Origin of the sequence: Arthrobacter sp. GAS37 (assembly GCF_044908325.1) — a bacterium.
GTDB classification, from domain to species: domain Bacteria; phylum Actinomycetota; class Actinomycetes; order Actinomycetales; family Micrococcaceae; genus Arthrobacter; species Arthrobacter ramosus.
Map to the genome: position 1 here is coordinate 1 of NZ_JBIYDB010000024.1, position 24,477 is coordinate 24,477.

The 24,477-nt window shown below is 65.3% G+C and carries 24 protein-coding genes; 8 read left to right on the forward strand and 16 right to left on the reverse strand.

Annotated elements, in window-relative coordinates; translation table 11 throughout:
* The first annotated feature begins 119 nt into the window (after window positions 1–119).
* Entirely contained in the window at window positions 120–425 is a 306-nt protein-coding gene (locus tag ABH924_RS17115; protein WP_404500688.1) for a hypothetical protein, read from the forward strand.
* Window positions 426–444: 19 nt separating this feature from the next.
* Here the strand turns inward: ABH924_RS17115 and ABH924_RS17120 are convergent, their stop codons facing one another.
* Window positions 445–1,068 (reverse strand): DedA family protein, encoded by a 624-nt coding sequence (locus ABH924_RS17120; RefSeq protein ID WP_404500690.1) that lies wholly within the window; start codon window positions 1,066–1,068, stop codon window positions 445–447.
* Window positions 1,069–1,125: 57 nt separating this feature from the next.
* On the opposite strand from ABH924_RS17120, the gene ABH924_RS17125 reads away from it, so the two are divergent.
* Entirely contained in the window at window positions 1,126–1,653 is a 528-nt protein-coding gene (locus ABH924_RS17125) for an O-acetyl-ADP-ribose deacetylase (protein ID WP_404500692.1), read from the forward strand.
* 28 nt (window positions 1,654–1,681) lie between these two features.
* Here ABH924_RS17125 and ABH924_RS17130 read toward each other — a convergent pair whose 3' ends face one another.
* The 3 genes from ABH924_RS17130 to ABH924_RS17140 form a co-directional block, all read right to left on the reverse strand.
* Window positions 1,682–2,122 carry an SRPBCC family protein gene (locus tag ABH924_RS17130; RefSeq protein WP_404500694.1) on the reverse strand — a complete coding sequence of 147 codons (441 nt, stop codon included), beginning with the start codon at window positions 2,120–2,122 and terminating at the stop codon, window positions 1,682–1,684.
* A gap of 359 nt (window positions 2,123–2,481) precedes the next feature.
* Window positions 2,482–3,429, reverse strand: coding sequence for an RluA family pseudouridine synthase (locus ABH924_RS17135; RefSeq protein WP_404500791.1), 948 nt, complete (start codon window positions 3,427–3,429; stop codon window positions 2,482–2,484).
* A 32-nt stretch (window positions 3,430–3,461) separates the two neighbouring features.
* Window positions 3,462–5,189 carry an alkaline phosphatase family protein gene (locus ABH924_RS17140; RefSeq protein ID WP_404500696.1) on the reverse strand — a complete coding sequence of 576 codons (1,728 nt, stop codon included), beginning with the start codon at window positions 5,187–5,189 and terminating at the stop codon, window positions 3,462–3,464.
* A 151-nt stretch (window positions 5,190–5,340) separates the two neighbouring features.
* Here ABH924_RS17140 and ABH924_RS17145 point away from each other — a divergent pair, with 151 nt between their 5' ends.
* Both ABH924_RS17145 and ABH924_RS17150 read left to right on the forward strand, forming a co-directional pair.
* Window positions 5,341–5,973 (forward strand): ArsR/SmtB family transcription factor, encoded by a 633-nt coding sequence (locus ABH924_RS17145; RefSeq protein ID WP_404500698.1) that lies wholly within the window; start codon window positions 5,341–5,343, stop codon window positions 5,971–5,973.
* Window positions 5,966–6,658 carry an SRPBCC domain-containing protein gene (locus ABH924_RS17150; RefSeq protein ID WP_404500700.1) on the forward strand — a complete coding sequence of 231 codons (693 nt, stop codon included), beginning with the start codon at window positions 5,966–5,968 and terminating at the stop codon, window positions 6,656–6,658. Before ABH924_RS17145 ends, ABH924_RS17150 begins: the two co-directional genes overlap by 8 nt.
* A gap of 97 nt (window positions 6,659–6,755) precedes the next feature.
* Here ABH924_RS17150 and ABH924_RS17155 read toward each other — a convergent pair whose 3' ends face one another.
* The gene (locus ABH924_RS17155; protein WP_404500702.1) at window positions 6,756–7,331 is read right to left on the reverse strand and encodes a TetR-like C-terminal domain-containing protein; all 576 of its coding nucleotides are present in this window, start codon (window positions 7,329–7,331) and stop codon (window positions 6,756–6,758) included.
* Window positions 7,332–7,423: 92 nt separating this feature from the next.
* Between ABH924_RS17155 and ABH924_RS17160 the strand changes: the two genes are divergently transcribed.
* A complete protein-coding gene (locus tag ABH924_RS17160; RefSeq protein WP_234752326.1) occupies window positions 7,424–7,918 on the forward strand; it encodes a DUF4188 domain-containing protein in 495 nt (164 codons plus the stop codon).
* Between the two features lie 105 nt (window positions 7,919–8,023).
* Here ABH924_RS17160 and ABH924_RS17165 read toward each other — a convergent pair whose 3' ends face one another.
* A complete protein-coding gene (locus ABH924_RS17165) occupies window positions 8,024–9,508 on the reverse strand; it encodes a PLP-dependent aminotransferase family protein (protein WP_404500705.1) in 1,485 nt (494 codons plus the stop codon).
* Window positions 9,509–9,567: 59 nt separating this feature from the next.
* Between ABH924_RS17165 and ABH924_RS17170 the strand changes: the two genes are divergently transcribed.
* Entirely contained in the window at window positions 9,568–10,188 is a 621-nt protein-coding gene (locus ABH924_RS17170) for a YitT family protein (RefSeq protein ID WP_234752330.1), read from the forward strand.
* 99 nt (window positions 10,189–10,287) lie between these two features.
* On the opposite strand, the gene ABH924_RS17175 is transcribed toward ABH924_RS17170, so the two are convergent.
* The 10 genes from ABH924_RS17175 to ABH924_RS17220 form a co-directional block, all read right to left on the reverse strand.
* Entirely contained in the window at window positions 10,288–11,214 is a 927-nt protein-coding gene (locus ABH924_RS17175) for an Fpg/Nei family DNA glycosylase (RefSeq protein WP_404500707.1), read from the reverse strand.
* A gap of 11 nt (window positions 11,215–11,225) precedes the next feature.
* Complete coding sequence (locus ABH924_RS17180) at window positions 11,226–16,340, reverse strand: DNA glycosylase AlkZ-like family protein (RefSeq protein ID WP_404500709.1); 5,115 nt, start codon at window positions 16,338–16,340, stop codon at window positions 11,226–11,228.
* A gap of 58 nt (window positions 16,341–16,398) precedes the next feature.
* Entirely contained in the window at window positions 16,399–17,037 is a 639-nt protein-coding gene (locus tag ABH924_RS17185; RefSeq protein WP_404500711.1) for a DUF4232 domain-containing protein, read from the reverse strand.
* A gap of 105 nt (window positions 17,038–17,142) precedes the next feature.
* A complete protein-coding gene (locus ABH924_RS17190; protein ID WP_404500713.1) occupies window positions 17,143–17,871 on the reverse strand; it encodes a YcnI family protein in 729 nt (242 codons plus the stop codon).
* An 86-nt stretch (window positions 17,872–17,957) separates the two neighbouring features.
* Window positions 17,958–18,581, reverse strand: coding sequence for a hypothetical protein (locus tag ABH924_RS17195; protein ID WP_404500715.1), 624 nt, complete (start codon window positions 18,579–18,581; stop codon window positions 17,958–17,960).
* 64 nt (window positions 18,582–18,645) lie between these two features.
* Entirely contained in the window at window positions 18,646–19,890 is a 1,245-nt protein-coding gene (locus ABH924_RS17200) for a hypothetical protein (protein ID WP_404500717.1), read from the reverse strand.
* Between the two features lie 72 nt (window positions 19,891–19,962).
* Complete coding sequence (locus ABH924_RS17205; protein ID WP_404500719.1) at window positions 19,963–21,162, reverse strand: cation:proton antiporter; 1,200 nt, start codon at window positions 21,160–21,162, stop codon at window positions 19,963–19,965.
* Window positions 21,163–21,201: 39 nt separating this feature from the next.
* A complete protein-coding gene (locus tag ABH924_RS17210; RefSeq protein WP_234752344.1) occupies window positions 21,202–21,597 on the reverse strand; it encodes a hypothetical protein in 396 nt (131 codons plus the stop codon).
* Window positions 21,590–22,162 (reverse strand): SRPBCC family protein, encoded by a 573-nt coding sequence (locus tag ABH924_RS17215; protein ID WP_404500793.1) that lies wholly within the window; start codon window positions 22,160–22,162, stop codon window positions 21,590–21,592. The genes ABH924_RS17210 and ABH924_RS17215 overlap by 8 nt, the downstream gene beginning before the upstream one ends.
* A 93-nt stretch (window positions 22,163–22,255) precedes the next feature.
* Complete coding sequence (locus tag ABH924_RS17220) at window positions 22,256–23,407, reverse strand: sulfite oxidase (RefSeq protein ID WP_404500721.1); 1,152 nt, start codon at window positions 23,405–23,407, stop codon at window positions 22,256–22,258.
* A 28-nt stretch (window positions 23,408–23,435) separates the two neighbouring features.
* Between ABH924_RS17220 and ABH924_RS17225 the strand changes: the two genes are divergently transcribed.
* On the forward strand, window positions 23,436–23,600 hold the full coding sequence (locus ABH924_RS17225) for a hypothetical protein (protein ID WP_404500723.1): 165 nt from the start codon (window positions 23,436–23,438) through the stop codon (window positions 23,598–23,600).
* Window positions 23,601–23,873: 273 nt separating this feature from the next.
* The gene (locus tag ABH924_RS17230) at window positions 23,874–24,476 is read left to right on the forward strand and encodes a DUF1214 domain-containing protein (protein ID WP_404500725.1); all 603 of its coding nucleotides are present in this window, start codon (window positions 23,874–23,876) and stop codon (window positions 24,474–24,476) included.
* The last annotated feature ends 1 nt before the right edge of the window (window position 24,477 follow it).

The following is a 24,477-nucleotide window of genomic DNA, read 5'->3' on the forward strand; positions in this document are numbered from 1 at the left end:
GTGAAACCCTTGTTATCAACGGCCATCGCCGGCTCCTTCAATCAACAGGTCATGAATGACTCACAACCAGCTTGACGATGAGGGGCTCGCTCACATCAGGTGAGCATTAGGGTTGAGGGATGCCGTCGTTCCAGACCAAATTGAAGATCACCGGGCTCAAGCCAGGCAATCCGCCGGAGGCGGTCATGGCCGCTGCGCTCGAGGCCCTGGAAACGCGGCACCATGTAGAATCCAATCAGCTGGACATAGTTGGCGGCGTCGCCCAGATCAGCCTCCGCTTCCTGGTGGAGCCGCGCGACTATCCGGGCGAGAACAGCGAGGCCCGCGCGTCGGCAGCCATGATGCGCGACGCCGTCGAACGCGTGGCGCTCACTGGGAACCTTTACGTTCTGCGCCGCAAGCGCGGGAAATGGTCGCCGGTTTGAGCCCGACGTCGGGACGCGCTTAAAGGTGCGGCGGCTCGCCTCGCTCGTCCACCGGCGAGCGGCCGCCCCGGCGACGCGTGACGATCACGCCCACCACGACGCCGATCAGCAGCCCCACGCCGACGCCGATCAGTGAGCTCGCCCAGAACGGAAGCTTCGTCGTCGAGCCCGCAAAGTAACCCAGCCCGGCTTGCCAAGTGGCCCACAACAGGCCGCCCAAGCCAGCGCAAAGACTGAATCCGCGGGAGGAAACCTCTGCAATCCCGGAAGCGGCCGACGCAGCAAGCCGCCCACCGGGGATGAACCGGGCACCGATGATCGCGCCGTAGGTGGAGGAGCGCCCGGCCCTGGCGATGGCCCGGTGGATGCCTTGATGGACTTTGCGGCCCCAGGCCCAGCGGTCCAGCATGTGCCCCAAGCGGCGCTTGAATAATTGGAAAACGATCATGTCGCCCAGCCAAGAGGCGACGGCGGCCATCAAACCCACCAGCCACAGATTGACCCGGCCCTCCGCGGCCAGCGCGCCACCCGTGATTACCAGCATCTCGGACGGGATGGGCGGGAAGATCGCATCGCCCACCACCATGGGGATGATCCACACATAGATCGCGGCTCCCCAGCCTTCGGCCGTGGTGATGTCCATGGGCACAAATTACCCCACTTTGGTGCATCCGCCGGGGTGTCGTGCAAGACTGGCGCCATGCGGCTCGAAATCCTGCAAGGTGACATCACCACGCGCGACGTCGATGCGATCGTCAACGCTGCCAATTCGTCTTTGATGGGCGGCGGGGGAGTGGATGGCGCGATCCACCGCGCCGCGGGCAGGGAGCTCCTGGCCGCGTGCATGGAGGTGCGCGAGCGGTACCCGCACGGACTGCCGGTGGGCCAAGCCGTGGCCACGCCCGGTTTCAAATTGCCTGCCCCATGGGTGATCCACACCGTTGGCCCCAATCGGCACGCGGGACAGAACGATCCGGAACTGCTGGCGTCTTGTTTCCGCGAAAGCCTGAAAGTGGCAGCGTCCCTCGGGGCGAGTTCCGTCGCGTTTCCCGCAATCAGCGCGGGGGTCTACGGTTGGGACGCGCTCGAGGTCGCCACAGTAGCGCTCGACGCCGTCAGCCGGTTCGACGCCGAAAGCTCCAGAGGGCTGGAACTCGTCGAATTCGTGCTGTTTAGCGCCGCGACGACGGACGTATTCCGGAGCGTTTTCGGGGCTTCGGAAGGGTGAGGGAAGCCTCGGGCTTTCGCGGGTGGCGTCAGGCGGGTTGCGCCTCAAGCACGGACTTCAACTGCCCGAGCTGTCCGACTTCCGACTCCATGGTCTTGGTGATCATCGAGCTCATGAGCTTCATGAAGCCCTTGGGCTGGAGATCCAAGGCAAAGCGTACGATCGTGCTGCCGTTGTTCTCGTCCAGAGTGAAGGACCCTGTTGGGCGGGCGGGGCCGGCAATAACCTGGAAATCGAGTCGCTTGCCCGGCTGGGCTGCGGTGATCTCGTAGTCGCCGGCGATCGTGCGGCCACCGGGGCCAGCCATCGTCTGGGAGTACACGGCACCTTTGTTGCCTGCTTCTCCGCTTGCGAGGGCGACAGTCTTGACGGCCGGACGCCACAGCTTATTATTCAGCCCGTCCGCCAGGAAGGCGTAGACGTCGTTTGCCGGGCGGTTGATCGAGACTTCGTTTTCAGCGTGGGCCATGTGGTTCCTTTTCGCGAGACCGAACACCGCCCGCGGTCGTCGGGCCGGCAAAACTGAGCCTATACGCCCGGTCCGGTTGGCGACGCGGAAACGCCATTGTTTCGCCGACGGGGTTTGGTCACCCGCGTTCGTCACCCGACGCTCGCTCACTTATGTGGGTGTTTGGCCGGGCGCTCGCTCGCGCTCACCTATGTGGGTGTTTGGCCGGACGTAGAGGGGCTCGCTCACCTATGCCGCCCTTGTGTCCAGCCCTCCTGCAGATGCGGGCATGTTCCTCAATTTAGGTGAGCGAGGGTTTGACGAAAGGCCGTGATAGGTGAGCGAGGGTTTGACGAATGGCTGTGATAGGTGAGCGAGGGTCAGGCGGGGTGGGCTTCGCTTAACTCGAGGCGGCTCCGGTATTCCACGGCTTGCTTGCTGATGGGGTCCACGAAGCGGATCCTGCGGGCGAGCAGCTGCAGAGGCTTGGAGTAGTCGTCCGGGGCCTTGTCCAGGAGTTCGGGGTAGAACGCGTCGTTCACGATTCCCAGCCCGAGCGACGCCATGTGCACGCGGAGCTGGTGGGTCTTGCCGGTGTGAGGCTCGAGCCGGTACAGCGCTCGGCGAGCGGTGCCGCCGTCGTGAGTGCCGCCGTCGAACGCTCTCAACAGCTCAATGCGCGTTTCCGCGTTGGGTTCGCCGTCGATGACTTCGGCGAGAAGATAGCTGCGGGATTTGGTCATGCGGTTGCGCACGACGGCGGGGAGCCCGACGGCGGGAAAACCTGCGGCGGGTGCCGCGGCAGAGACGCACTCGTACTCCTTTTGCACCTGCCGTTTTTCGAAGAGCACCTGGTACTTGCCGCGGGTCTCCGGGTTGGTGGAGAGCAGCAACACTCCGGCGGTCATGCGGTCGAGTCGGTGCATCGGGATGAGGTCCGGCAGGTCGAGCTGGTTCCGGAGCCGGACGAGCGCTGACTCCTGGATGTAGGTCCCGCCCGGGGTGGTGGGCAGGAAATGGGGTTTGTCGACCACTAGGAGGTGCTCGTCCTGGTGCAGGATGTTGATCTCCACGGGCATCCGGGTCTCCGGCGGGAGGGTGCGGTAGTACCAGATGAACGTGTGATCTTCGAGGGGGGTGCGGCGGTCAAGGGGCGCGCCGCCTTCGCCGACGATTTCGCCGGCGTCGAACCTGTCCTCGATGCCTTGGGGGTCGATATGGCCCCATCGGTGCATCATGTAGTCCATCGCGGTGTCCCAAGGCCCCTCGTCCGGGAGGCGCAGACGGGTGGCGTTGACGCCGTCGCGCACTGGAAGGGGGGATTGCATCACCGGTCTATTCTACCGGGGGCCGCTAACACCTAGTACGTTGTGCCGCCCGGCAAGATGACGGGCTTGATGGGCTGCTGGTTGAAGTTGAAGTCGTTCACCAAATTGCCGAGCTGGGGGTTGTCCTCACGGACGCCGGGCCGGGGATCCGGCCGTCCGTCGGTGGCCGGGTCGAGGCGTTGGCCGTGGAGGAAGTCGTCTTCGATGAACTTGGCGTAGGCGTCGTGGCTGAGGATCTGGTGGTCGATGTTGCCCTGTTTGGCGTAGGGGCTGATGACGATGCCCGGGACCCGGAGGCCGTAGCCGTTTTGGTCGACGGTGGGCGGGGTGACGTGGTCATAAAAACCGCCCCAGTCATCCCACGAGAGGAAGATGGCGGTGCTGCTCCAGTCCGGGCCCGACATGACGGCATTGATCAGGCCGGTGACGTAGGCCTGTCCGGTGCTGACAAGCGCTGGCGGGTGTTCGCTGACGGCTCCGGTGGGGTCGATCCAGCTCACGGCAGGCAATGTGCCCTTTTGGGCGGCAGTGTAGAAGTTGGTGAGGGACTGGATGTTGCCTAACTGGCCGTCCTGCTTCACGGTGTCGAAGTAGGGCAGCGGATTCCAGATGCCCGGTGTCTTCGCGTTCTGGGCTACGGGAGCGCAGGACATGGCTGCGTCGTCTTGGCAGTCGGGCTCGGTGCCGTTGAAGACGTAGTAGGCCCAGGGCACGTTCTGTTTGTGCAGCAGGAATGTCAGGTCGGTCCAGGCGTAGTCAGGGGGAGCAAGCAGCTTGGCAGCGGCAAGCAGCTTTTGCCTGAGCGCTTCGGGGAGGGTTGCTTTGTCGATCGCAGCTTGGCAACTCGTATAGGAATCCGAGCCGACGCAATTTTGCGTGATGAGGGTGTGCAGTTGCGCGGCGATGTCCGGGGTGATCCCGGCTGCCGTGAGTGCGTCCTGGCAGGCCTTGTTTTGCAGGCCGGCCCGGCATTTTCCGATGAGGGTGGACTGGATCGCGGAGGTAAAGTCCGGTGGACTGCCCGGATTCTGGAGGGCGTTCACGCAGGATTGCGGATCGCCCGCACGGCTGCATTTGGCCGACCATTCCGAAACCATGTACAGGTGCTCGGGCAGGCTCCAGGAGGCGTTGGGTTCGAACATGTGGTCCTGCAACGTGAAGTCTTTGGCATACGCCCAGTAGTTGGGCAGGTCGCGCGCGTCGTGATAGCCCATCACGTCGCTTTGGGTACCGCCCGCGCAGGCTGGGGCGTTCGGGGCACAGTTGGTAGAGGCTTTCTCGGCTTGCGCAATGAAGCCGTCCATTTTCCCGCCGTCGATGTCCGCAGTGGCATTGCTCTGGCTGTGCGGGCCACCGGAGTTCCGGTCAGAGGGGTCGTAGTACGGTTTCACGCACGAGCCGTGGGCCGGATCCGGGACGCATACCGCGGGGGAACCGTTCTGCATCGGAATCCCGTCCGCTCCGGGGAACGTGCCGAAGTAGCTGTCGAACGAGCGGTTCTCTTGCATGATGACGATGACATGCTGGATCTTCGAGATCCCGGTACCCACGGCCGAGGCGCCCGCCCCGGCCCCGGCCGCCACCAATGACCGGGACCAGGAGGCGCCGAAAAAGACGGCAGCGCCAACAAGCGCGATGACCGCGACAATCGACAAAGCAGCGAGGGCCGGACGCCGTAGCGCCCAGTCCCGAATCCGCCCCCTGCGACGCCTGAGTGGCCGATCGGCTCCGGACTCAGCGGACGGACTAGTAAACCTCATGTTGCACCTCGCGGACAGTGATACCGGCAGGGTACTCCTTGGCTGACCGCTGCGGTACAGGCCGGCACGGCTCCCTCTGACGGCGTCCAGCAACCATCCGACGAGAAAAAAGTTCTTGACAAGAAAAGTTGTCGGTAGGCACAATGGAAGCATGTTGGACATCGAAGTTATCGAGGATCCCGCCGCGGCGGAAGCGTCGCTGGACCCGATCCGCACCCGCATTCTGCAGGAGCTTGTCGAGCCCGGTTCCGCCACCCAGCTCGCGGTCAGGGTGGGCCTACCCCGGCAGAAAGTCAACTACCATCTCAAGGCCCTTGAGCGGCATGGGCTCGTCGAGCTTGTGGAAGAACGGAAGAAGGGTAACGTCACCGAGCGCGTTTTGCGCGCGACGGCGGCGTCGTACCTGATCTCGCCGGTGGCGCTTGCATCCGTGGCGCCGGATCCCCGACGCTTCTCGGACCGCTTTTCCGCCTTCTGGCTCCTGGCCCTCGCGGCCCGGACGGTCCAGGAGATGGGCAAGCTGATAGCGGGCGCGGCCGCGGCCAAGAAGAAGCTTGCGAGCTTCGCGATCGACGGCGAAATCACCTTCCGATCGGCGTCGGACCGCGCCGCCTTTGCCGAGGAACTCGGCGTCGCGGTGACCCGGCTCGTGGACAAATACCACGACGGCGGTGCTTCGGCAGCGGCGAGCGGCGCACGCAAGCACCGACTCGTCGTCGTACTTCATCCAGCACTCAAGACAAATACGCAGCACTCTCCAGAAAAGGAACAGGACAATGACTGACAACCGTGAATTCGAAATCGTGGCCGACACCGAACTGCCCAGCACTCCTGAACGGGTCTGGCAGGCTGTCACACAGGACACCCCGGCCTGGATGTTTCCCACCGATCAGTGGCCGGCATTGAAAACCGTGGACGAATACCCCAGCCACCTTGTGACCCGGATGGACGGGCCGGACGGCTGGTTCAACCAGCTGGAGCACGTACTCGAACCGCTCGACGGCGGCCGTGCCAAGCTGCACTATGTCCACAGCGGCATCTTCGCGGACAACTGGGAGGGTCAGTACGACGGCGCCAGCAAACACACCGAGTTTTACTTGCACACTCTGGGCCAGTACCTTCATTACTTTGACGGTAAGCCCGTCGTCTTCACGGACATCCAAGGCCCGGCGGCCTCGCAGACGCCCGACGGTTTTGTGCAACTGAAGAAGGCCCTCGGTGTGGACGGTGTTGCGCAGGGTTCAACGGTTGAGGTGGACGTCGACGGCGTGGGGCGGCTGAGCGGGGAGCTCGACTTCACCAACCAGCACTTCCTGGGCCTGCGGACCGCCGACACGCTCTACCGCTTCTTCGGCCGCAACTCCTTCGGAGCCCCCGTGGGCATGACGGTGCACGATTTCAGCGGCAGCGGCGATTCCGAACTGACCGCCAAGGCCTGGGGCGGGTTCCTGGAGAAGGTGTACGCCTGAGGCTGCGGCCCGCCCAACTGACTCGCAGTTAATGTCGTTTTGAGCCCTCTAAGCGACAACAACTGCGAGTCAGCTGGGCGGGGGAAGCGAACCTGGCTCAGGTTGCCCAGCCGCGTGCCATGGCATCCAAGGCCGCGGCGTAGATCCCTTCCCATTCGGTTCCGGGGGCGTCCATGTTCGCCAATTCCAGGCTCACGAGTCCGTGGACCTGTCCCCAGATGGACATGGCGATCGTCGTGGCCTCGGCTTCGCGGACGGTCCCCGCTTTCTGCGCGGCGGTCACGGCTTCCATCAGGGGAAGCATGGCTTCCGAGGCGACTGCCGGCGTCGGGCTGCAGTCCACATAGCTGGCAAGTGAGCCGCCAAACATGAGCCGGTACAAAGCCGGATGCTCCAGTGCCCAGGAACGGTAGGCGAGGCCCAGGCCTCGGAGCCCACCGCTTTCGGCGAGCCGTTGCGAGTCGCCGAAGGAGCGGAATCCGTCGTCGACGGCGGCCGTCAGCAACTGGGCCTTGCCGCCGAAAAGCGAGTAGATCGCGGTGGTTGAGGTCTGGGCGGCTGCGGCAACGTCCCGGAGCGTGACTCGCGCGGGGCCATCCCGGTCGACGAGTTCGGCCGTTACCTGAAGAAGCCGCCCCCGGACGAGCTGGTCATGAACGATGGGTCTTGCCATGCTTCCAAGTGTTTCATAACATTGTTTCATAACGACGTTACAAAACTCGACGAACGGAATTTGAGCTACCGTTCCCAGACCGAAGGATTCACATGGCACAGGAAATCTTCCCCGGACGCTTCACGGCGGACACAGGGCGCGAGTCGGTGACCGTATTCCTCATCGGAATGCGGGCCAACCGTTGGTGGAAGATCGGCAAAGTGGCGCGCGTGGCATCGGCAATGCCCACCATGCTCCGCCATCTCGCAACACATCCAGAGTCCGGAATGCTCGGCTGCGAACAGTGGTTCGGGCGCACCACCATGCTGCTCAGCTATTGGGAGAGTCCGGAGCATCTGAGGCGCTTCGCGGCGGACAGGGATTCGCCGCACTTGGCGCCGTGGCGACGATTCATGAAGGAAGTCGCGGGAAGCGGTGACATTGGCGTGTGGCACGAAACCTATCAGGTGCCGGCGTCGGGAATTGAGGTGGTCTACAACGGCATGCCGCAGTTTGGCCTGGCCAAAGCCACCTCGCATGTCCCGGTCGGTCCGGGCACCAACACCGCAAAGCAGCGCATGGGCTCCTCCTCGGCACCGCACGAGTAACGTGGCCCCGTGCAACCCAACTGACTCGCAGTTAATGTCGTTCTGAGCCCTCAAAACGACAACAAATGCGAGCTAGTTGGGTGGGGGAGCGGCGGTTTAGGCGGGCTACGCGACGGCGGCGGCTTCCTTGGGTGCCTTCAAAGTCCTCCGAAGCTGCGGCGATGCGTCGATCCTGGCTTGGGCATCGCGCAGTGCCAGCACCGCCGTCTCAAGCTGGGTCGGCGCGAGGGTGTACGGAACACGCATGAAGTGCTCGAAAGCGCCGCCGACGCCGAAGCGCGGCCCTGCCGCCAGCCGCACGCCGAAGTCCGGGGCGACGACGGTCAGTGCGGTACTCGACGGCGTGGGCAACCTGCACCATGCCGTCAGCCCGCCGCGCGGACGTTCCACGTGCCATTCGGGCAGGTGCTCGGCCAGTAGTCCGAGGAGCGCTTCGCGGTTCCGCCGCAGCTCCGCAAGCCTGGCGTCCAGCGGTTCGGTGAAGGCCCGGAGCAGTCGAACCGCAGCCAATTGCTCGACGATGGGCCCGCCCAGATCCATGGTGGTCCGGGTCTGCACGAAGCGGCTGATCAGGTCCTCATCAGCCCGGATCCACCCTGTCCGGAGCCCGGCCCAATGCGATTTGCTGAGCGAACCGATGGTCACCACGGCCGGACTGAACGCCGCGAGCGGCGAGGTGCTGACGTCGTCGAGGTTCAGCTCCCGCAGTGTTTCATCCACGACCAGAACAGTGCCCGTTCCTGCCGCCTCGCGGACCAGGCGGCGGCGCTGAAGGTTGGACATGATCCGCCCGGTGGGGTTGTGGAAGTCCGGCACGAGGTAGGCCATGGCCGGGCGTTGGTGGCGCATCGCGGCCACCATGCCGTCGATATCCCAGCCGCCGGACGTCGGCTCCCCGCCACCGCCCGACGTCGGCTCCGCGGCAGGCGGCATCGGCACCGGAACCGTGCGGGAGCCCGAAGCGCGGATTGCGTCGAGAGCGTTGGGGTAGCTGGGATGCTCCACGAGGACCTTCTGTTGCCGCCCGGCGAGGGTCTTCAAGATGATGTTCAGCGCGTGCTGGGCCCCCGAAGTCACGAGTATCTGCGCGGCCGTGGTGGGGATGCCGGCTGCCGTGTAGCGGTCCGCGATGGCTTCCCGGAGGGGCGGGAGGCCGACGGCGTCGTAGCCAAAACCGGGCAACAGCGCCGGGAGGTCAATCAACGCATCCGCGAAAGCCCGGTGCACCACCTCGCCCGTGGCCGGCAGTGAAGCATAGGCGAGGTCAAGAATCCCATCCGGAACGGCCAGTCCCGGTCCGCTGACGGGAACAGTCCGGTGCGGAATGCCCGTCCGACCTCTGCTGCCCTGGCCGCCGCTGAGGAATCCTTGCTCGCGCAGGCTCGCGTAGGCGGCAGTGACGGTGGTCCGGCTGACGCCCAACATGACGGCAAGTGCGCGCTCGCTGGGCAGTGCGACGTCAAGCGGGATGCGCCCGTCCATCACCAAAAGGCGTACGACGTCGGCAAGCTCGCGATAGGCGGGAGCGGCCCCAGTGTTCCACGGGCCGAGGAGACGCGCCATGGCTGTGGGGTTCAGGGATCCGGGCATAAGACCAGTATCGCAAACTGGCTATGGAAAGCAATGCCAGTTTTCGGGAGCATGGTTTCATGATGACCCGCAGAATCACCCAGCTCCTGATCGGCCTCGCAATGTACGGGATCTCCCTGGCCATGTTCATCCGGGCCGGCCTTGGCCTGGATCCCTGGGATGTGTTCCACCAGGGCGTCGCGGGGAAGATTGGATGGAGCATCGGCACCGTCGTGGTGGTTGTCAGCTTCCTGGTCCTTCTCCTCTGGATCCCGCTGCGGCAGATGCCCGGCTTCGGAACCCTCGCCAACGCCGTACTGGTGGGTGTCTTCGCGGACATCGGCCTGGCCCTGATCCCCGCGTTCTCGCATCTGGGTGGCCAGATCGCCATGCTCGCCGGTGCCGTGGTCCTCAACGGCATCGCCTCCGCTTGCTACATCGGCGCACGCCTTGGCCCGGGTGCCCGCGACGGACTCATGACGGGACTTGCCCGCCGCACGGGCTGGTCCGTGCGCTTGTCCCGGACCTTGATCGAGGTTGTCGTTCTCGGTGTCGGCTGGCTGCTGGGTGGGTCCGTCGGCGTGGGAACTGTGGTCTACGCGCTTGCGATTGGGCCTGTGGTTCAGCTGTTGCTGCCGCTGTTCACGGTTCCGGTGAAGGCTCCCCAGGCTGCCCCGGAAGCTGTGCCCGCCGCTTCGTGACGCGGATTCGTCCTGGCGACGCGCCGATTTCCTGACGCCCCCGGAATTCGGGTGTCGCCAGGGAATCTCCGCAGCGTCAGCCGCGCGAATCCTCCAGCGTCAAGGAGCGGGCTGGCACTCCGGGCAGAAGTAGATGGTCCGGTCTTCCAACCCCGACGCCGGTCCCAGCAACCCGCGGCGAACGGGCGTACCGCAGCGAAGGCACGGCTGATGCTCGCGGCCGTACACCCAAAAGCCAGAGCGGGGAATCCCCCGGACTCCAGGGAACGCGGTGCCACGCGTCATCCTTCGCCCCGGTCCTAAGTTGGCCTCGAGCAGGACCTTGGCTTCCCCGAGCATCCGTGTCAGGTCCGGCACAGCCGATACCGGCGCGGCCGGATGCAGCCCAGCCAGGAAACACGCCTCGCAACGGTAGATATTGCCGATGCCGGCGAGGTTCCGCTGGTCCAACAGTGCAACGCCGATCGGTGTGTCCGGTGCGGCCCGCAGGCGACGGACCGCCTCTTCAGCGTCCCAGCCCGGCCCGAGCAGATCGGGGCCAAGATGCCCTACTACGCGGTTTTCGTCCGGGGTCGGGATTACTTCCAGGATTCCCAGGGAGAAGCCGACGACGTCGGCCGTCGCCGTGCGGAGGACGCACCTGGCCGTGTGGCCCGGTTTCCTCCAGCGGCCGCCGGGGGCATAGACCTGCCAGCTACCCTCCATTTTCAAGTGCGAATGGATGGTCAGGGCGCGCCGGGGCCGTCCGGCCGCCGCCGAACCGGCCTCACCCGGCGAAGCCACCGCCGAACCGGCCTCACCCGGCGAAGCCGCCGCCGAACCGGGCCCGTCCGGCGAAGCCCCCACCGGCTCCAGCAAGCGCATGAGCAAGTGCTTTCCGCGTGGCACCACCTCGGACACGGTCCATCCGGCCAGGTTCAGCGTGGCAAACCTGGGTACCCGGAAGTCCGAGGAGACAAGTGTCTGCCCGGCAAGGGCCTTGTGCAGCTCCGCGGCGGCCCGCCAGATTGAGTCGCCCTCAGGCACGGATCCCCACTTCAGGCACGGATCCTCAAACCCTTCGGCGTGGAGTACGCCCCGGCAGCCGCAAGGGCAAAAGCCACGGGCGTGTCCAGGAGGTCATGGCCATTGACCTTCTCCATGATCAATTTGTCCACTGCTCCCCGGCGCACCACGCCTACGAGCGCCGCAGCGGCAGCCGCCAGGACGGCGTCGTCGTGGCTGAAAGTAAGCAGGGTCTTCCCACCGCGTTCGACGTACAAAACCAAGGCGCCGTCGACTATCACCACCAAGGCCCCTGCCTTCCGCCCCAGACGGTGACCCGATCCGGCGTCGACGGCCAACGCGGGCCACGGGAGGGCCGCGCCGTACGGGTTGGCGGGATCCGTGGAAGCCAGGGCCAAAGCGACAGGCTCCGCCTTGGCGAGTTGGGCATCTTCCGTGAAGGAGCGCAATCGGTCCACAGTCGCCGGCACGGCAAACTGGGCGGCTCCGAGGTGCTCGATGAAGTAGCCGCGGCGGCACCGCCCTGCTTCTTCGAGGCGCGCGAGGACCTTGTACATCAGCCCGAATCCGCCCACGATGTTCTCCACCATGACAGAGCCGCGGGTCACGACGCCGTACCTGTCGAGGAGGAGTTCGGCGGTGCCGCGTGCGTGGATAGTGGGGTCGAGCTCAGGAGCGGGCAACGCCGACCAGCGGCCAACGGCGAGCGGGGGAGTCGGAGCTGTTCCGGTGACCGAGCCGTAGCGTCCGCCCGTGAGTCCTGGCGATCCCAAAAGCCCCGTGCCGTGCGAGCGGCCGAGCCTGCTCATGCGCAAGGACCTGGCCCGCGGCGGCCGGGCGGGCTGCTTGTGCGCCGTTCGGCCGCCCGCAATCATCGCGCGGACCGGGGCGAAGGTGTCGCCCGTGATGCGGCCGGCCCAGACGAGATCCCACAGGGCGGCGACCACGGCGTCGTCGCTGAGGACCGCATCCATGCCCCCCGCAATCTCGGTGAGCTGCCGGAAGAAATAGGCGCCCCCACCGCTCTGCAGGTATTCCAGAAGGCGGAGCTGGGCATCGCCGGGCTCGAAATCAGGGTCCGGGTTGAGCGTCAATTCCGCGGCTTCGGCCACGTGGAGGCTGATCCACCCGTCGTTCCCGGGCAACGAGCCGGCTCCGGACCACAAGACTTCGCCTGCGGCCATGAGTTCGTCCAACATGGCTGGCTGGTAGTCGGAGATCCGGCTGGCGAGCACCAAGGGCTCCCAGGCCGACGCCGGTACAGGCACGCCGGAGAGTTGATCGACGGCGGTCATGATGCCGTCGAGCCCGCGCAGCGTAGGGGCACCCCGGGAGCGGCCGGCAGAAGGCACGGACACGTTTTGCCAGGCGGGGAGGAACCGGCCGTACGCAGCAGCGTCCACCGGCTCCACTTCGGCGCGCAGCGCGGCCAGCGAACGACGCCGGAGCTTGCGTAGCACTTCGGAATCGCACCACTCGCTACTCAATGGGACTCCGCGGACTGGAAAGGTGGGAACCTCCGCCGTAAAGAATTCCGCCCCCTCATCGGGAACCGTGTCCGGCGCACTCGGGTGCGGGCGGAACTCGCCCTCAACTACACGGCCGTCCGCTGCCAAGCGTTTCAGCGCGGTGCTCACGACGGCGACACCCAGTCCCAGCCGCGCAGCAGCTTCCTCGGCCGTGAACGGTCCGTGTGTTCGTGCGTAACGGGAGACCAGGTCCCCGAGTGGATCGTGGACGGGTTCGATGAAGGCGAGCGGCACTCCCATGGGCAGCGGAACGCCGATGGCATCCCTGAGCCTGGCCGCATCCTCGATGGCCGCGAATCGTTCAACGCCGCTGAGGGTCACGGTGAGAGCGCGGTTGGCCTTACACAATGCAGCCAGGTGCGAGGTGGCCGTTAGATGCAACGCGGGCAGATCCGGGGAACTATCCGGGGAGGCTTCCACCCCTTCGGGCTGCAAACGGGCCGCCACTTCTTCGATGCTCAGGGGGCCCAGCAGGCGCAGCAAGTCTGCGACGCCTTCCATGCCACGGACCCGCCGGTCCAGTGCCAGCCGCTGGAGCTCGAGCTCAGTGGCCTCAATGACCTTCGCGTCCAGGAGCTCGCGCAGTTCCACCCTGCCCAGGAGTTCGTTCAGGAGCGTGGAGTCGAGGGCCAAAGCCGCGGCCCTGCGTTCGGCTAGCGGAGAATCGCCCTCGTACAGGTACTGGGCCACATACCCAAAGAGCAGCGACTTGGCGAAGGGGGAGGGCTGCTGCGTGGTGGTCTGAACCAAGCGCAGTTCCCGGCGTTCGATCGAAGCGGCAATGTCTTTCAAAGCCGGGAGGTCGTAGACATCCTGCAAGCATTCGCGCACGGTTTCGAGGACGACGGGGAACGAAGGGTATTTCTTGGCGACATCCAGCAATTGCGCCGAGCGTTGCCGTTGCTGCCAAAGCGGCTGCCTTTTCCCAGGATTCTGCCGCGGCAACAACAGCGCACGCGCGGCACACTCGCGGAAGCGCGAGGCGAACAAGGCACTGCCGCCAACCTCCGCCGTCACGATCTGCTCAAGTTCCTCCGGATCGAACAGGAACAGCTCAGCCCCGGGAGGTTCGTCTTCCATCATCGGCACCCGCAGCACGATGCCGTCGTCGGCGGCCATGGCGGAACCGTCCAGCCCGTAGCGCTGCTGGAGCCGCTGCCCGACGGCGAGGGCCCACGGTGCGTGGACCGGCATGCCGAAGGGGCTGTGCAGCACCACGCGCCAGTCGCCGAGTTCGTCGTGGAACCGTTCGACCACGAGCGTCCGGTCATTGGGCACGACTTCCGTGGCCTGCTTCTGCTCGCCCAGATACTGGAGCAGGTTGCCGGCGGCGAAGTCGTCCAGCCCGCTGGCCTTGCAGCGTTCCAGCGCTGGACCTTGATCCGAAGCGGAGAGCTCACGCACGAATGCGCCGAGCGCGCGGCCGAGATCCACCGGCCGGCCCAAGGAATCGCCTTTCCAGAAGGGGAGTTTTCCGGGCTGGCCGAAGGCGGGCGAGACGAGGACACGGTCGTGCGTGATGTCCTCGATTTTCCAGCTGGTGGCGCCCAAGGCGAAGATGTCCCCGACGCGTGATTCGTAGACCATTTCTTCGTCGAGTTCGCCGACGCGTCGGCCGCCTTTGGCAGCGCGCGACGCCGGACTGGGCTCCTGTGCGGACGCCCCACCGCTCTGGCCGGAGCCAGAGGCAGAACCGGAACCGGAACCCGTGCCTTCGGTCTCGGTGCCGATGATGTACACGCCGAAGAGCCCGCGGTCGGGGATGGTTCCGCCCGAGGTCACGGCAAGGCGCTGTGCTCCCGGGCGGCCTTCGATGGTGCCGGCGTTCCGGTCCCAAATGATGCGCGGACGGAGCTCGGCGAACTCGTCCGAGGGATACCGTCCGGCCAGGAGGTCCAAGGTCGCTTCGAAAGCGGAGCGGGGCAGCGTCGCGAACGGAGCGGACCGGCGCACAGTGGCGAACCATTCCTCGACATCGATGCTTCCCAGCGCGGTGGCGGCGACTGTTTGTTGGGCGAGAATGTCCAAGGGGTTGGCGGGAACATGGAGGCGTTCGATCTTTCCGCTTAGCATCCGTTCCACGGTGATGGCGGTGTGGACGAGGTCTGCCCGGTGCTTGGGGAAGAGTACGCCTTCGGAAATCTCACCCACCTGGTGGCCGGCGCGGCCTACCCGTTGCAGTCCGCTGGCCACCGACGGCGGCGACTCGACCTGGACTACCAGGTCCACCGCGCCCATGTCGATGCCGAGTTCCAGGGATGAGGTGGCTACAACACACCGCAGCCGTCCCGACTTGAGGTCGTCCTCGATGAGTGCCCGCTGGTCCTTGGACACGGAACCGTGGTGCGCGCGGGCCAGGACCGGATCGGCGCCGCTCGTGCTTCCGGCCTGGGCCATCATGTGGGCGGGTGTCGCCGTCGAGGACGGCAGCCCCGAGGACGGCAGCCCCGCGGACGGCAGCCCCGAGGACGGCAGCCCCGAGGACGGCAGCCCCGCGGACGGCAGCCCCGCGGACGGCAGCCCCGCGGACGGCAGCCCCGGGTCCAGCACCGAATCCGCCAGCGAATCCGCCGCTGCGGAAAACACATCCACCGCCATGAGTTGGCGCTCCGCGTAGATCTCGTTCAGCCGGGCTGTGAGTCGCTCCGCGAGACGGCGGGAGTTGGCAAACACAATGGTGGACTGCTTCGACAGCACAAGGTCAACGATCTTCTCCTCAACATGCGGCCAAATGGACGCTTGGGGCTGGAGTCCGGAGGCTGGCCCGGAGTCGAAGGCGCCCGCAGCTCCCGCCAGGTCCGACATGTCCTCCACAGGAACGCTGACGCTGAGGTTCCAGTTCTTGTGCGACGGCGGTGCGACGATTTCCACGGGTGCCGAGCCCGCGAGGAACTGCGCGACCAGCTCGCGCGGCTCCACGGTGGCCGAGAGACCGATCCGTTGGGCGGGTTTCGGCAACAACGCATCGAGCCGTTCCAACGACACTGCGAGGTGCGCGCCACGCTTCGTACCTGCAACTGCGTGGACCTCGTCGACGATGACGGTGTCCACCTCGCTGAGCGTCTCCCGGGCTTTGGACGTCAGCATGAGGAACAAGGACTCGGGCGTGGTGATGAGGATGTCCGGCGGGTGGCTGAGCAGCGCGCGGCGGTCCGCCGTCGTCGTATCCCCTGAGCGGACGCCGACGCTCACAAGCGGGGCCGGCAACCCGAGCCGTTTGGCGGTCTGCGTGATGCCGATCAGCGGCGAGCGGAGGTTCCGTTCGACGTCGACGCCGAGTGCTTTCAGGGGTGAGATGTACAGGACGCGGGTCTTGCGCTTGGGGGCTTTGGCACGGGCGCCGCCGCTCGCTGCCTCAAGCCCCGGAAGGGCGTCAGCGGAAACAGTAGGGGACACCGACAAGAGCCGGTCCAGCGCCCACAGGAATGCTGCGAGCGTCTTGCCGGAACCGGTGGGTGCCACCACAAGGGCGTGCGATCCGGAAGAAATGGCCTTCCACGCACCGTCCTGGGCAGGTGTGGGCGCGGAGAAAGCGCCGAGGAACCATTCGCGCGTGGCACGGCTGAAGCGGTCCATGGCCGTATTGCCAGGACCGCCCGGTAGCTCCTGCTCCTGCATTCCTCCATCATGCCTCACGGCACCGACACAATAAGGAACAGCGGCTAAACCCCGCCTCCTACCCCGCCTGGAATGCCTGGACGGTCAGGAGGTTGATATTGGTGTTGCTGCAGGCCGTGCGTTGCTGCGGGATGAACAGCGAGGCGGTGTCCTCGGGTGGGTAGACCCGGAAGCCGGCCGCGGGGGCCTGCATGCACTCGGGGTAGTTGCCGGCCTGGGTGTAGCGGAGCTGGGCGAAACCGGCCTTCCCCGGAGCGAGAACCACTTGTGTCACAGGCTGGGAGTCGTCGCGGGCGGCAGCCGCGCCGATCGGATCGCCCGTGGCTCCAGACGTGAGTGAGACGCCCGGGAAGCCATTGAGGACGCAGGGTTCCGAACCGGAGTTGGTCAGTATGAGTTTCATGTAGACGCTGCCTGCCGCTCCGCCCCCTGTGGAGTCGACAGAAGCTGTCAGCGAGCCCGCTTTGCAGAGTCCGACGCCGGATGCCGTCGTCCCGGTGCTCGATGGTGTGGCGCTGCCGCTTGAAGTAGGTGTACTTGAGGCCGAAGCCGACGGTGACGACGAGGCCGAAGCCGTGTCGCTGGGTACGGCTGAGCCCGAGGGCTGTGCCTGGCTTTGGAAACAGCCGGAGAGCAGGAATACCGAGGCTGCTGCCATCGTGAGCAGGAGACCGTTCTTGACTCGCATATTCGTCATGCGCACAGCATTTCGTCGTCATTTGCCGGAGTCAACTGCGGCGCGGCAGCGGCGCCGGATTGGCGTCCGGATCGTGATGTTCCGGACGCCGACCCAGCGGACCCGTTACTTGGACACTGAAGCCTTGGCGGAACGGCTGCGGAAGAAGGCCGCGCCACCCAGCCCCAGCCCTGCTACGCCGGCGATCAGGCCGGCCCAGCTGCGCGCCTGTGAGCCGTCGTCGGTCACGGAAGCTGCCTGCTCTGTGGAGATTGAAGCAGCCATGTGACCATCACCCGCGGCCGCGCCCGCGGCTGTGACGGACACCGACGGAGCCGGAGCCTTCAGCGAGTGCGGGTCCTGGCCGTCCTTCGGGATTTCAGCCCAGTTTGTCTGCCCCAGCTCGCAGTTCTGGAGCGTGGGGAAGTAGAGGGTCCTGCCAGCGGTGTCGGGCAGCTTCACGGACAGGACCAGGGCGTCGCGCAAGTGCGGGTCCAGCGGGGCCTTGGCCGTGTAAACGATCTGGCTGGTGCGTTTGGTGATCGACGTGCCGTCGGCCAGCTTCTTGGGCTCGGGCAGCGTCTGCATCACCTTCTCGACCGTCCAGTTGGGGTTTACCGTGGGCGTGGCGTCCGTCAGTTCCTCGGGGAGGTTGATGGTCAGCTTGGTGGTGCCCGAGGTGTCGCAACCGTGCGGGACGCCGAAGGTCAGCAGCGCGTACGAGTTGGCGGTGGTTTTGTCCGGGTTGATGGAGACGTGCGCAGAAGCGCCTGCGAGGCCGGCCATCATCAGTGCGGCGGTGCCGCTGGCGATTCCGGTGGCGGAGAGGGCACGGCGGAGTGAGGACTTGTTCATGGTTGTTGCCTTTCAACGGGCGCGCGAAAGCGCGCCGAGGTGCGGGGGATGTGCCCGTCACCAGTTGAAGGCGGTGCCGGGCGGAGTCAGGAGGGTACGACGACGGCGGGCGGGCCGCGTCTGCTGTCTTGCCTGAGGTTCCGCCACGGTCGGGGGATGAATACGGCAGGTGCGCTGAACGCAACAGCTGAGCTGCCGGCGTCGGGCCTGAAGATCAGGCGGATGAGCTGCAGGAGGGGACGGAGCCAGGCCTCGAGCTGCCACAGTGCCTGCTCGCCCTTGGCAAGGAGCAATGCCGAAGCGGCGGTGGCGAGGGCGTGCCCGGTCAGCATCAACCAGCTCAGGGGAGTGTCGACCTCGTGAAAATGCACTGTTTCAGCGCCCAGCGGAGCGGAAAGGTGCTCGGCCGCCAAATGGTGTGCCGGTGACCCCGGAGCCGGGACGGTGAGCGGACCGAATGCCGTGAAGGCTTCATGCAAGACCAGCTGGCCGGCTTCCAGAAGCGCGGCAATGACCGGCAATCCGAGCCTGAACCGGGTGGCAAGCGTGGTGACGAGCCCGGTCAATGCGAGGACGGCCAGCAGGACCGGCGCGACGGGAAGCGCGCCGCCGGAGAGCACGTGGGCCCCTGCCGCGAGGGCAACAATCGCAACCGCCAGGGCGCCCGAACGCATGGCATGGAAAGGTGTCCGGGCATGCGATGCGCGCACGGAATCCTCCCTCGGTAGCCTTCAAGCGGGTGGTTGACCGTCCAGTACCGGCTGGTCAACCCGGTCATTCTACCGGTGGTTCGCGGCCGGGCCGCTGTCGGATGGGTCGTGTGACGGGGGGTTCAAAGTCCTCCAAAGCAAGGACAAGAGCAAGCGCTGGGGGGACGCACTGGATGACCACCGGGGAAACTGTGTAGTGGGTATCCACCTGAATGAGTCCGAGTTCGGCGAGCTTGGCCAGCTGGATGCGCGTGCGCCTGGCCGAGAATGCGAGGAAGATGTCGTCCCCCGCACCGGGCTCTGCTGATTTGCTGAGTTCTTCCACGCCCATTGGCTCCCCAGTGGTGCCCTTTATAAGGACCGTTGCAAGAAGCTGGTCGAAACCTTCTTGAAATATGCTTCCCGAATTCATCACGGCACTGGCAAGGAACACCACGAGGAACTCGCGGCGGATCCGAAGCCTCGACTCGGGGTCTTGGGAGTGCCAGGAGTCTGCGCCTGCCCCGGGTACGGCACGGGTTGCCCCGACGGACAAGATGCGGGAGTCGACGAGTGCTGCCCAGATCTCGCGCAGCACGGGCACATCGTGCATGGACCTGACCTCAAAAGTCTCTGACTGGCTTTGAGCGCGTCCATCCTCTTCGACCTCGGGTGCCAAGGTCCGCTTGCCACCCCTCTTGCCCTTGGCATTCACCCCTACCGCGGCAGCGGCACCTTCAACGTCCTTCAGCCTGAGCGCCCTTGTGCTGGTGACGTCCTTGCCTTCTTCGAGCCATTCGAGCAAGCGGTTGGCAAGTTCAAGAACGGGTAGTTCCCGGAACGCTTGGTCCTGCTCTTCAGCCGTGAGTTCCGGAAGGTTCAGCGGTGGAAAGTCCGGCGCACCTTCGGTGAGGAACGCATGGACCACGGAGTATTCTTCCTGGCTTCCCGACCAGCGCCCAGTCTCGGAAAGGAAGTCAACATATAGGTGCAGATAGTCGTAGACCTCGTCTAAAGCCTCGTCCGTGTCAGCCTCGTCAAGCACGCCGACAAGGCCAATGGCGGCGTCCTCCACGGTGTCAGGGTCGATCCTGGTAGCTGAGCTCTGATTGCTGACGGCATGGCTGGTGGTCATGAAGAGTTTGACCACCTCCAAGCACTGTAGAGCGTCAGGGGCGTCACCAAATTTCTCGAACCAGTGCACGAAATCCGGGGTCAAAGAGTCAACCGAGCGATGGTTGAGAACCAGTTGCAAGGGCAGTCTGGGGGCCGACGGCACTGCCTTGAGGTGCCCGCCGCGGGCCTTTGGCTTTTTCGTTTTCCGGCTCATGGCCACTCCTTTAGTTCCCGGGCTCATAACTACCGCATCGACGTTACCCGAACCAATACGCGGCTTGAGGAATCAGGCAGTTATTGCCGGACCACCTTCCGACGGCTTGCCTGCCGGGCCTTTGCCTGCCGGATCCGGCGCGGCCTCCGAAAAGCTGCGTGCCGCCCGCGAGCCCGCGATGGTGCTCGCCCCGATGCTGATGAGGGCGCCGAGGATCATGGCGGCGGCTTCTCCCTGCTCCAGCAAATGCAATTGGGAGCCGATAGTGGCGGCTGCAACCGGTACTCCCAATTGGGACGACGCCAGCACTGCGAGCGGCAGGGGCTGCCCGAGGGCCCGGAGGCTCCCGTGCACCACCAGCGTGCCGAAGCCAAGGCAGATCCCGAGGAGGATCATCCGTGGGCTGCCCGCGAGGGTCCGCAGGTCAAGCGATGCGCCCAGCCAAACGAAGAACACCGGTCCCAGGAAACCATCGCTCACGGCGAAGAGTTGGTGCGCCAGGCGACGGGGTTCGCCCACCGCGGAGACCACCAGGCCGAACGAGAACCCGGCCAGCATGATGGAGACGTGACCCAGGACCGCGAGTCCCGAAAGTGCGAAGAGCAGGGCCAGTTGGATCCGCAGTTCCAGGGCGAACTTCCGGTCCTCGGACATGTCATGCAACCGTCCGCGGTTGCCGCTGTTCTCCAGCCAGCGAAGCACAAAGAACAAGACCAGCGCGCAAGCCGCGACGACGGCCGCCCCCACGGCTGCCCGGCCGGCGTTAGGCGGGTCAACGGCTAACGGAAGCGCCACAATGCAAGCGATGTCAGCGATCGCCACTTGCGCCGTCGTCGTCAGGACCTTCGGCCCTGTCAACCGAAGCGAGTCGACGATCGGCAAGACCAGCGCTGCGGAGGAGGACGCGAGCAGAACGATGTAGAGGGGAGCATGTCCGGTGCCGAAGGCAAAGGCGATGACGACTCCGACGACGGCGGCCAGCACAGCCGCGACGCCGGCGCGCAGGGCGCCGCTACCCAGGGCAGGGCGGATGGCTTTGTCCCGCACGGGGACATGGGTTCCGGCGACGAACATGATGAGGGCGAACCCGACGTCGGCTACAAAGGTGAAGGTGGGATCCGAAGAGTCCACCAGTCCCAGACCCGTGCGTCCGATCACGATGCCCGCCAGCAGCTGCCCCAGCACAACGGGAAGGTGCCATTTCCGGGGCAGCGCCAGGAGCGGACCGAGGAGCGCGACCGTGGCGATCAGCGCCAGCTGAAAGAACGACACGTTCCTCCTTCTTCGGGCATCGCGGTTGGCCTGCGGTGGTTACCGGGGCGCATCAGCCAGTTTCAGGGGAATGTCCGTGTTTTCGTTTGTGTAGTAGCTTGCGCACACCCGGTGATATCCATCGGCCACCTGCGCGGGCATGCCCGTGGCCAGATCTCCCCGGACCATCAGGATGGGCGAGAGCTTCTTGCCCTCCTTGATCTTCTTCAGGTCCGAGGCCACGTGGGCGTTATCTTCCGGGAGCAACGCCAACCGGGCGGCCCGGAGAATGTCCTTGGCCTTGCGGTGCTGGATGGGCGCCTCCTTGAGGGCGGCGACCACCGAGGCCACCACGTGGTCGGATTCCAGCAGGGAAAGGTAGTCTGCGGCGCTCGGATAGTCCTGGTCCTCGGGCTCCAACAACCAGCGGACTTCGCCTTTGTTATCGTCAGGCATGCGTTGTACTCCTTGGCCAGCGGTATCGGCTTGCAAACGTAGGCGGCGCCGGACGGGGGACCTTGGAAAGGTCCGTGCCGGGACGTCGTCGTCGTAATTCAAGGGCGAGGCTTTCTTGACCGCGGGCCATCGCCCAATGGTGATTCGCGGCAAAAGCGGGCTTGAGCAGCCAGCTTAGTCTTCGGAGCAGAGGTTTCGATGTACTGACCCGCCAGTCATAGGTGACCGCCGTTTCCGGGCCGTCCTGTTCGAAAGTCCAGCGCCCGGTACCATGCAGGTCACCGCTCGCCGCGATCGCGAAACCTCGCTCCGTGATGGGTTCGGTGACCGTGAACCTCCAGCGAAGCGTGTAAGGCAGCCAACCTTTGGAGTGCAGGGAGAAGGCTTTTCCCGTACCGTCCGCATTTCCAGGGTCCAGCGGAACAACCCTCAGATACACCGAAGGCCACCAGCGGGGCAGTGTTCCGGCGTCGCCCAAAATATCCATGACCTCATGCGGGGTCCCCGCGACGCGCCAGACCGTGAGGAACTCGTAGTCGGCGTTGCTCTTGGATGTGCCGCCCATTGCTGCCTCCAGGGCGCGGATGGATAGTGGACTCACAGTACTCATGCCGTCGCACACGGTCAACGGCCCGGCTTCGGCGTGCCCGCGGGCAGGTTACTCCCGGACGGTCACAGTCAGCCGCTGGATGTCATTGTTTCCCATGCCTTGATAGTTCCACTCCGGCGCCTCTGGCTGGGTCTGCCCGGTGGAATCCGTCGCACGGCATGCCAACTCGTGGGAGCCGGGCGTTGCGATCCATGTGAACGTCCATCCGCGCCACGCATGCCGGCCGGTGGGAGCCTGAAGTTGGGCCTGCTCCCAGACCCCGTCCACACAGACTTCCACGCTGTCCACGGTTCCTTTCCCGGACCAGGCCCGGCCGCTCAGCTGGACCGGTCCTGCGTCCACAGTGCGTTGCCGCGTGAAGAAATCGGGAACGCCGGGGGGAACCATGAGGGAACGGACTTTGATCCGCTGAACGGGCTCGCCGGGGTCGTCTGCGTCTTGGGTATAGCGGTAGGAGTCGAGCTGTTGGTAACCGTCGAAGCTGTGGTCTATTGCCTCGATGGATTGCAGCCATTTGACGCTCGTCATCCCGTACCAGCCCGGGACGAGCAACCGGACAGGGTAGCCATGCTGCGGTGGCAGGGCTTGGCCGTTGACCTCATAGGCGAGCAGGACGTCGTCGGACATTGCTTCCGCGAGCGTCAGGCTGCGCGCGTATTGATGCTCCACACCGCCCTGGATCCCGCGGTCCGCGCCCGTGAAGACGAGCTCGACGGCGTCGGGTGACACGCCGGCGTCGAGCAGCAACGGAGCGAGCGGGGTCCCGGTCCACTCGGCGGTGCCCACTCCACCCTGGTCCCATGGCTGGCTCAGAGGCCGCGGTTCCAGCCGTGAGCGGCCGTTGCCGGCGCACTCCATTGTGACTGCCTGGGTGCGGCGCTCGCGGTGCTGTAGGTCAGGCAGGGTGTACTCGTGCGGATGGTCCACGAGCCCGCCGATATTCAGCCGCCACGAAACGGGATCGATCTGGGGAACGTCGAAATGGACCAGGAGATAGTGCATGCCCAGTGGTGTGACGGGCCATCGGAGCATCTCCAACGGCATGGCATGGTTGCGCGAAGCCAGTTGCAGTTCTTCGCGGGTGATGGGACCGGTGGTTGGGGTGGCTGGTGCGGTTGGTTCTGTCGGAGCAGCGGGGGCGGTGGGGGCCGGGGTGGCAACAGCGGCGCCTTCCGCTGTGCGGCGGGTATTGACGCTCATGCTCCCAGTATGGGCGCCCGGGACGGTAGTGTCACTGGAATTTGCCCTGGGCAACGAGGCGCCTCTCGGAAGCGGGGCTTTCGGGACGTGGGCGCGCTCGGCGACGTGGGCGCCGGAGTCCGCGTCCGACGTCGGGCCGTTGGGAAAGTATTCTTCATTGAGTTGGTCTTTGGCGCTCGCGCTCCTGGACTGAGACAGATGAAGAAGGAGAGCCTCCGTGAAGATCCGTGCCCCACGACTCGACGTGAGTGGCGTTCTCCTTGTCTGGGCCCTGATATTCGGGCTTTGGCAACCTTTTGTATGGTGGCGGGGGATTGTCTCTGCCGTATGTTTGATCGTCGCGCTGTGGGGCTTTGTTGGGTGGTACCGGCGTCGTTCTAGGCAAGGGCGTCAGCGCACTTAATTGCAGGGCGGCTGGCGGCGCGGAAAAGCGCTCAGCCCTTTAGCTCAGTGGTAGTTTGCGGTTATGGCTAATGCCCTCGCGTGGTTCTCACAGTCCGGTGTCGTGCAAGGAATAATTCTCGGGTCCGTGCTGGCGTTCTTGACGGCGATCCTCATGATGAACGCCGTGGGCAGGGCGGTCACAACGACTGTCAACGGTTGGAGTGCCATCCGCAAATGCGGCCAGCCCGGCAACGGAGTCCTCGTGCGGGCCGCCTGCGCCAAAGCCCTTCCCGTCGTGAATGTGTTTGAGGAGGCCGCGTATTGGACGACCACGGTGGATGGCTCAGGGCAAGCGCTGAGCGGCGGGCATGTATACGTCCTGCATTTTCCTCCCGGGAAACTCCCGCCGAATGACGCGTTCTGGTCGCTCACTCCGACCGATACCGTCGGGTATATGGTGGACAATCCAACTAATCGCTATAGCGTTGGTGACCGTTCCCCTCTCGCACGGAATGCCGACGGTACAGTCGATATCTATCTCCAGCATCAGGCTCCGAATGGGCACGAGCAGAACTGGCTGCCCATTCCTTCCGGGAAGTTCAAGCTGATGTTCCGCGTGTATCTGCCCGGCGCGGCAATTCTCGACGGCACGTATCAATTGCCGCGCATTGTCAGGGCGCAGTGAG

Excerpts from the sequence above, each read along its gene's own strand:
- ABH924_RS17115 (WP_404500688.1), top strand. The coding sequence starts at position 120 with ATGCCGTCGTTCCAGACCAAATTGAAGATCACCGGGCTCAAGCCAGGC.
- ABH924_RS17120 (WP_404500690.1), bottom strand. The coding sequence starts at position 1,068 with ATGGACATCACCACGGCCGAAGGCTGGGGAGCCGCGATCTATGTGTGG.
- ABH924_RS17125 (WP_404500692.1), top strand. The coding sequence starts at position 1,126 with ATGCGGCTCGAAATCCTGCAAGGTGACATCACCACGCGCGACGTCGAT.
- ABH924_RS17130 (WP_404500694.1), bottom strand. The coding sequence starts at position 2,122 with ATGGCCCACGCTGAAAACGAAGTCTCGATCAACCGCCCGGCAAACGAC.
- ABH924_RS17135 (WP_404500791.1), bottom strand. The coding sequence starts at position 3,429 with ATGCAATCCCCCCTTCCAGTGCGCGACGGCGTCAACGCCACCCGTCTG.
- ABH924_RS17140 (WP_404500696.1), bottom strand. The coding sequence starts at position 5,189 with ATGAGGTTTACTAGTCCGTCCGCTGAGTCCGGAGCCGATCGGCCACTC.
- ABH924_RS17145 (WP_404500698.1), top strand. The coding sequence starts at position 5,341 with ATGTTGGACATCGAAGTTATCGAGGATCCCGCCGCGGCGGAAGCGTCG.
- ABH924_RS17150 (WP_404500700.1), top strand. The coding sequence starts at position 5,966 with ATGACTGACAACCGTGAATTCGAAATCGTGGCCGACACCGAACTGCCC.
- ABH924_RS17155 (WP_404500702.1), bottom strand. The coding sequence starts at position 7,331 with ATGGCAAGACCCATCGTTCATGACCAGCTCGTCCGGGGGCGGCTTCTT.
- ABH924_RS17160 (WP_234752326.1), top strand. The coding sequence starts at position 7,424 with ATGGCACAGGAAATCTTCCCCGGACGCTTCACGGCGGACACAGGGCGC.
- ABH924_RS17165 (WP_404500705.1), bottom strand. The coding sequence starts at position 9,508 with ATGCCCGGATCCCTGAACCCCACAGCCATGGCGCGTCTCCTCGGCCCG.
- ABH924_RS17170 (WP_234752330.1), top strand. The coding sequence starts at position 9,568 with ATGATGACCCGCAGAATCACCCAGCTCCTGATCGGCCTCGCAATGTAC.
- ABH924_RS17180 (WP_404500709.1), bottom strand. The coding sequence starts at position 16,340 with ATGCAGGAGCAGGAGCTACCGGGCGGTCCTGGCAATACGGCCATGGAC.
- ABH924_RS17185 (WP_404500711.1), bottom strand. The coding sequence starts at position 17,037 with ATGACGAATATGCGAGTCAAGAACGGTCTCCTGCTCACGATGGCAGCA.
- ABH924_RS17190 (WP_404500713.1), bottom strand. The coding sequence starts at position 17,871 with ATGAACAAGTCCTCACTCCGCCGTGCCCTCTCCGCCACCGGAATCGCC.
- ABH924_RS17200 (WP_404500717.1), bottom strand. The coding sequence starts at position 19,890 with ATGAGCCGGAAAACGAAAAAGCCAAAGGCCCGCGGCGGGCACCTCAAG.
- ABH924_RS17210 (WP_234752344.1), bottom strand. The coding sequence starts at position 21,597 with ATGCCTGACGATAACAAAGGCGAAGTCCGCTGGTTGTTGGAGCCCGAG.
- ABH924_RS17215 (WP_404500793.1), bottom strand. The coding sequence starts at position 22,162 with ATGGGCGGCACATCCAAGAGCAACGCCGACTACGAGTTCCTCACGGTC.
- ABH924_RS17220 (WP_404500721.1), bottom strand. The coding sequence starts at position 23,407 with ATGAGCGTCAATACCCGCCGCACAGCGGAAGGCGCCGCTGTTGCCACC.
- ABH924_RS17230 (WP_404500725.1), top strand. The coding sequence starts at position 23,874 with ATGGCTAATGCCCTCGCGTGGTTCTCACAGTCCGGTGTCGTGCAAGGA.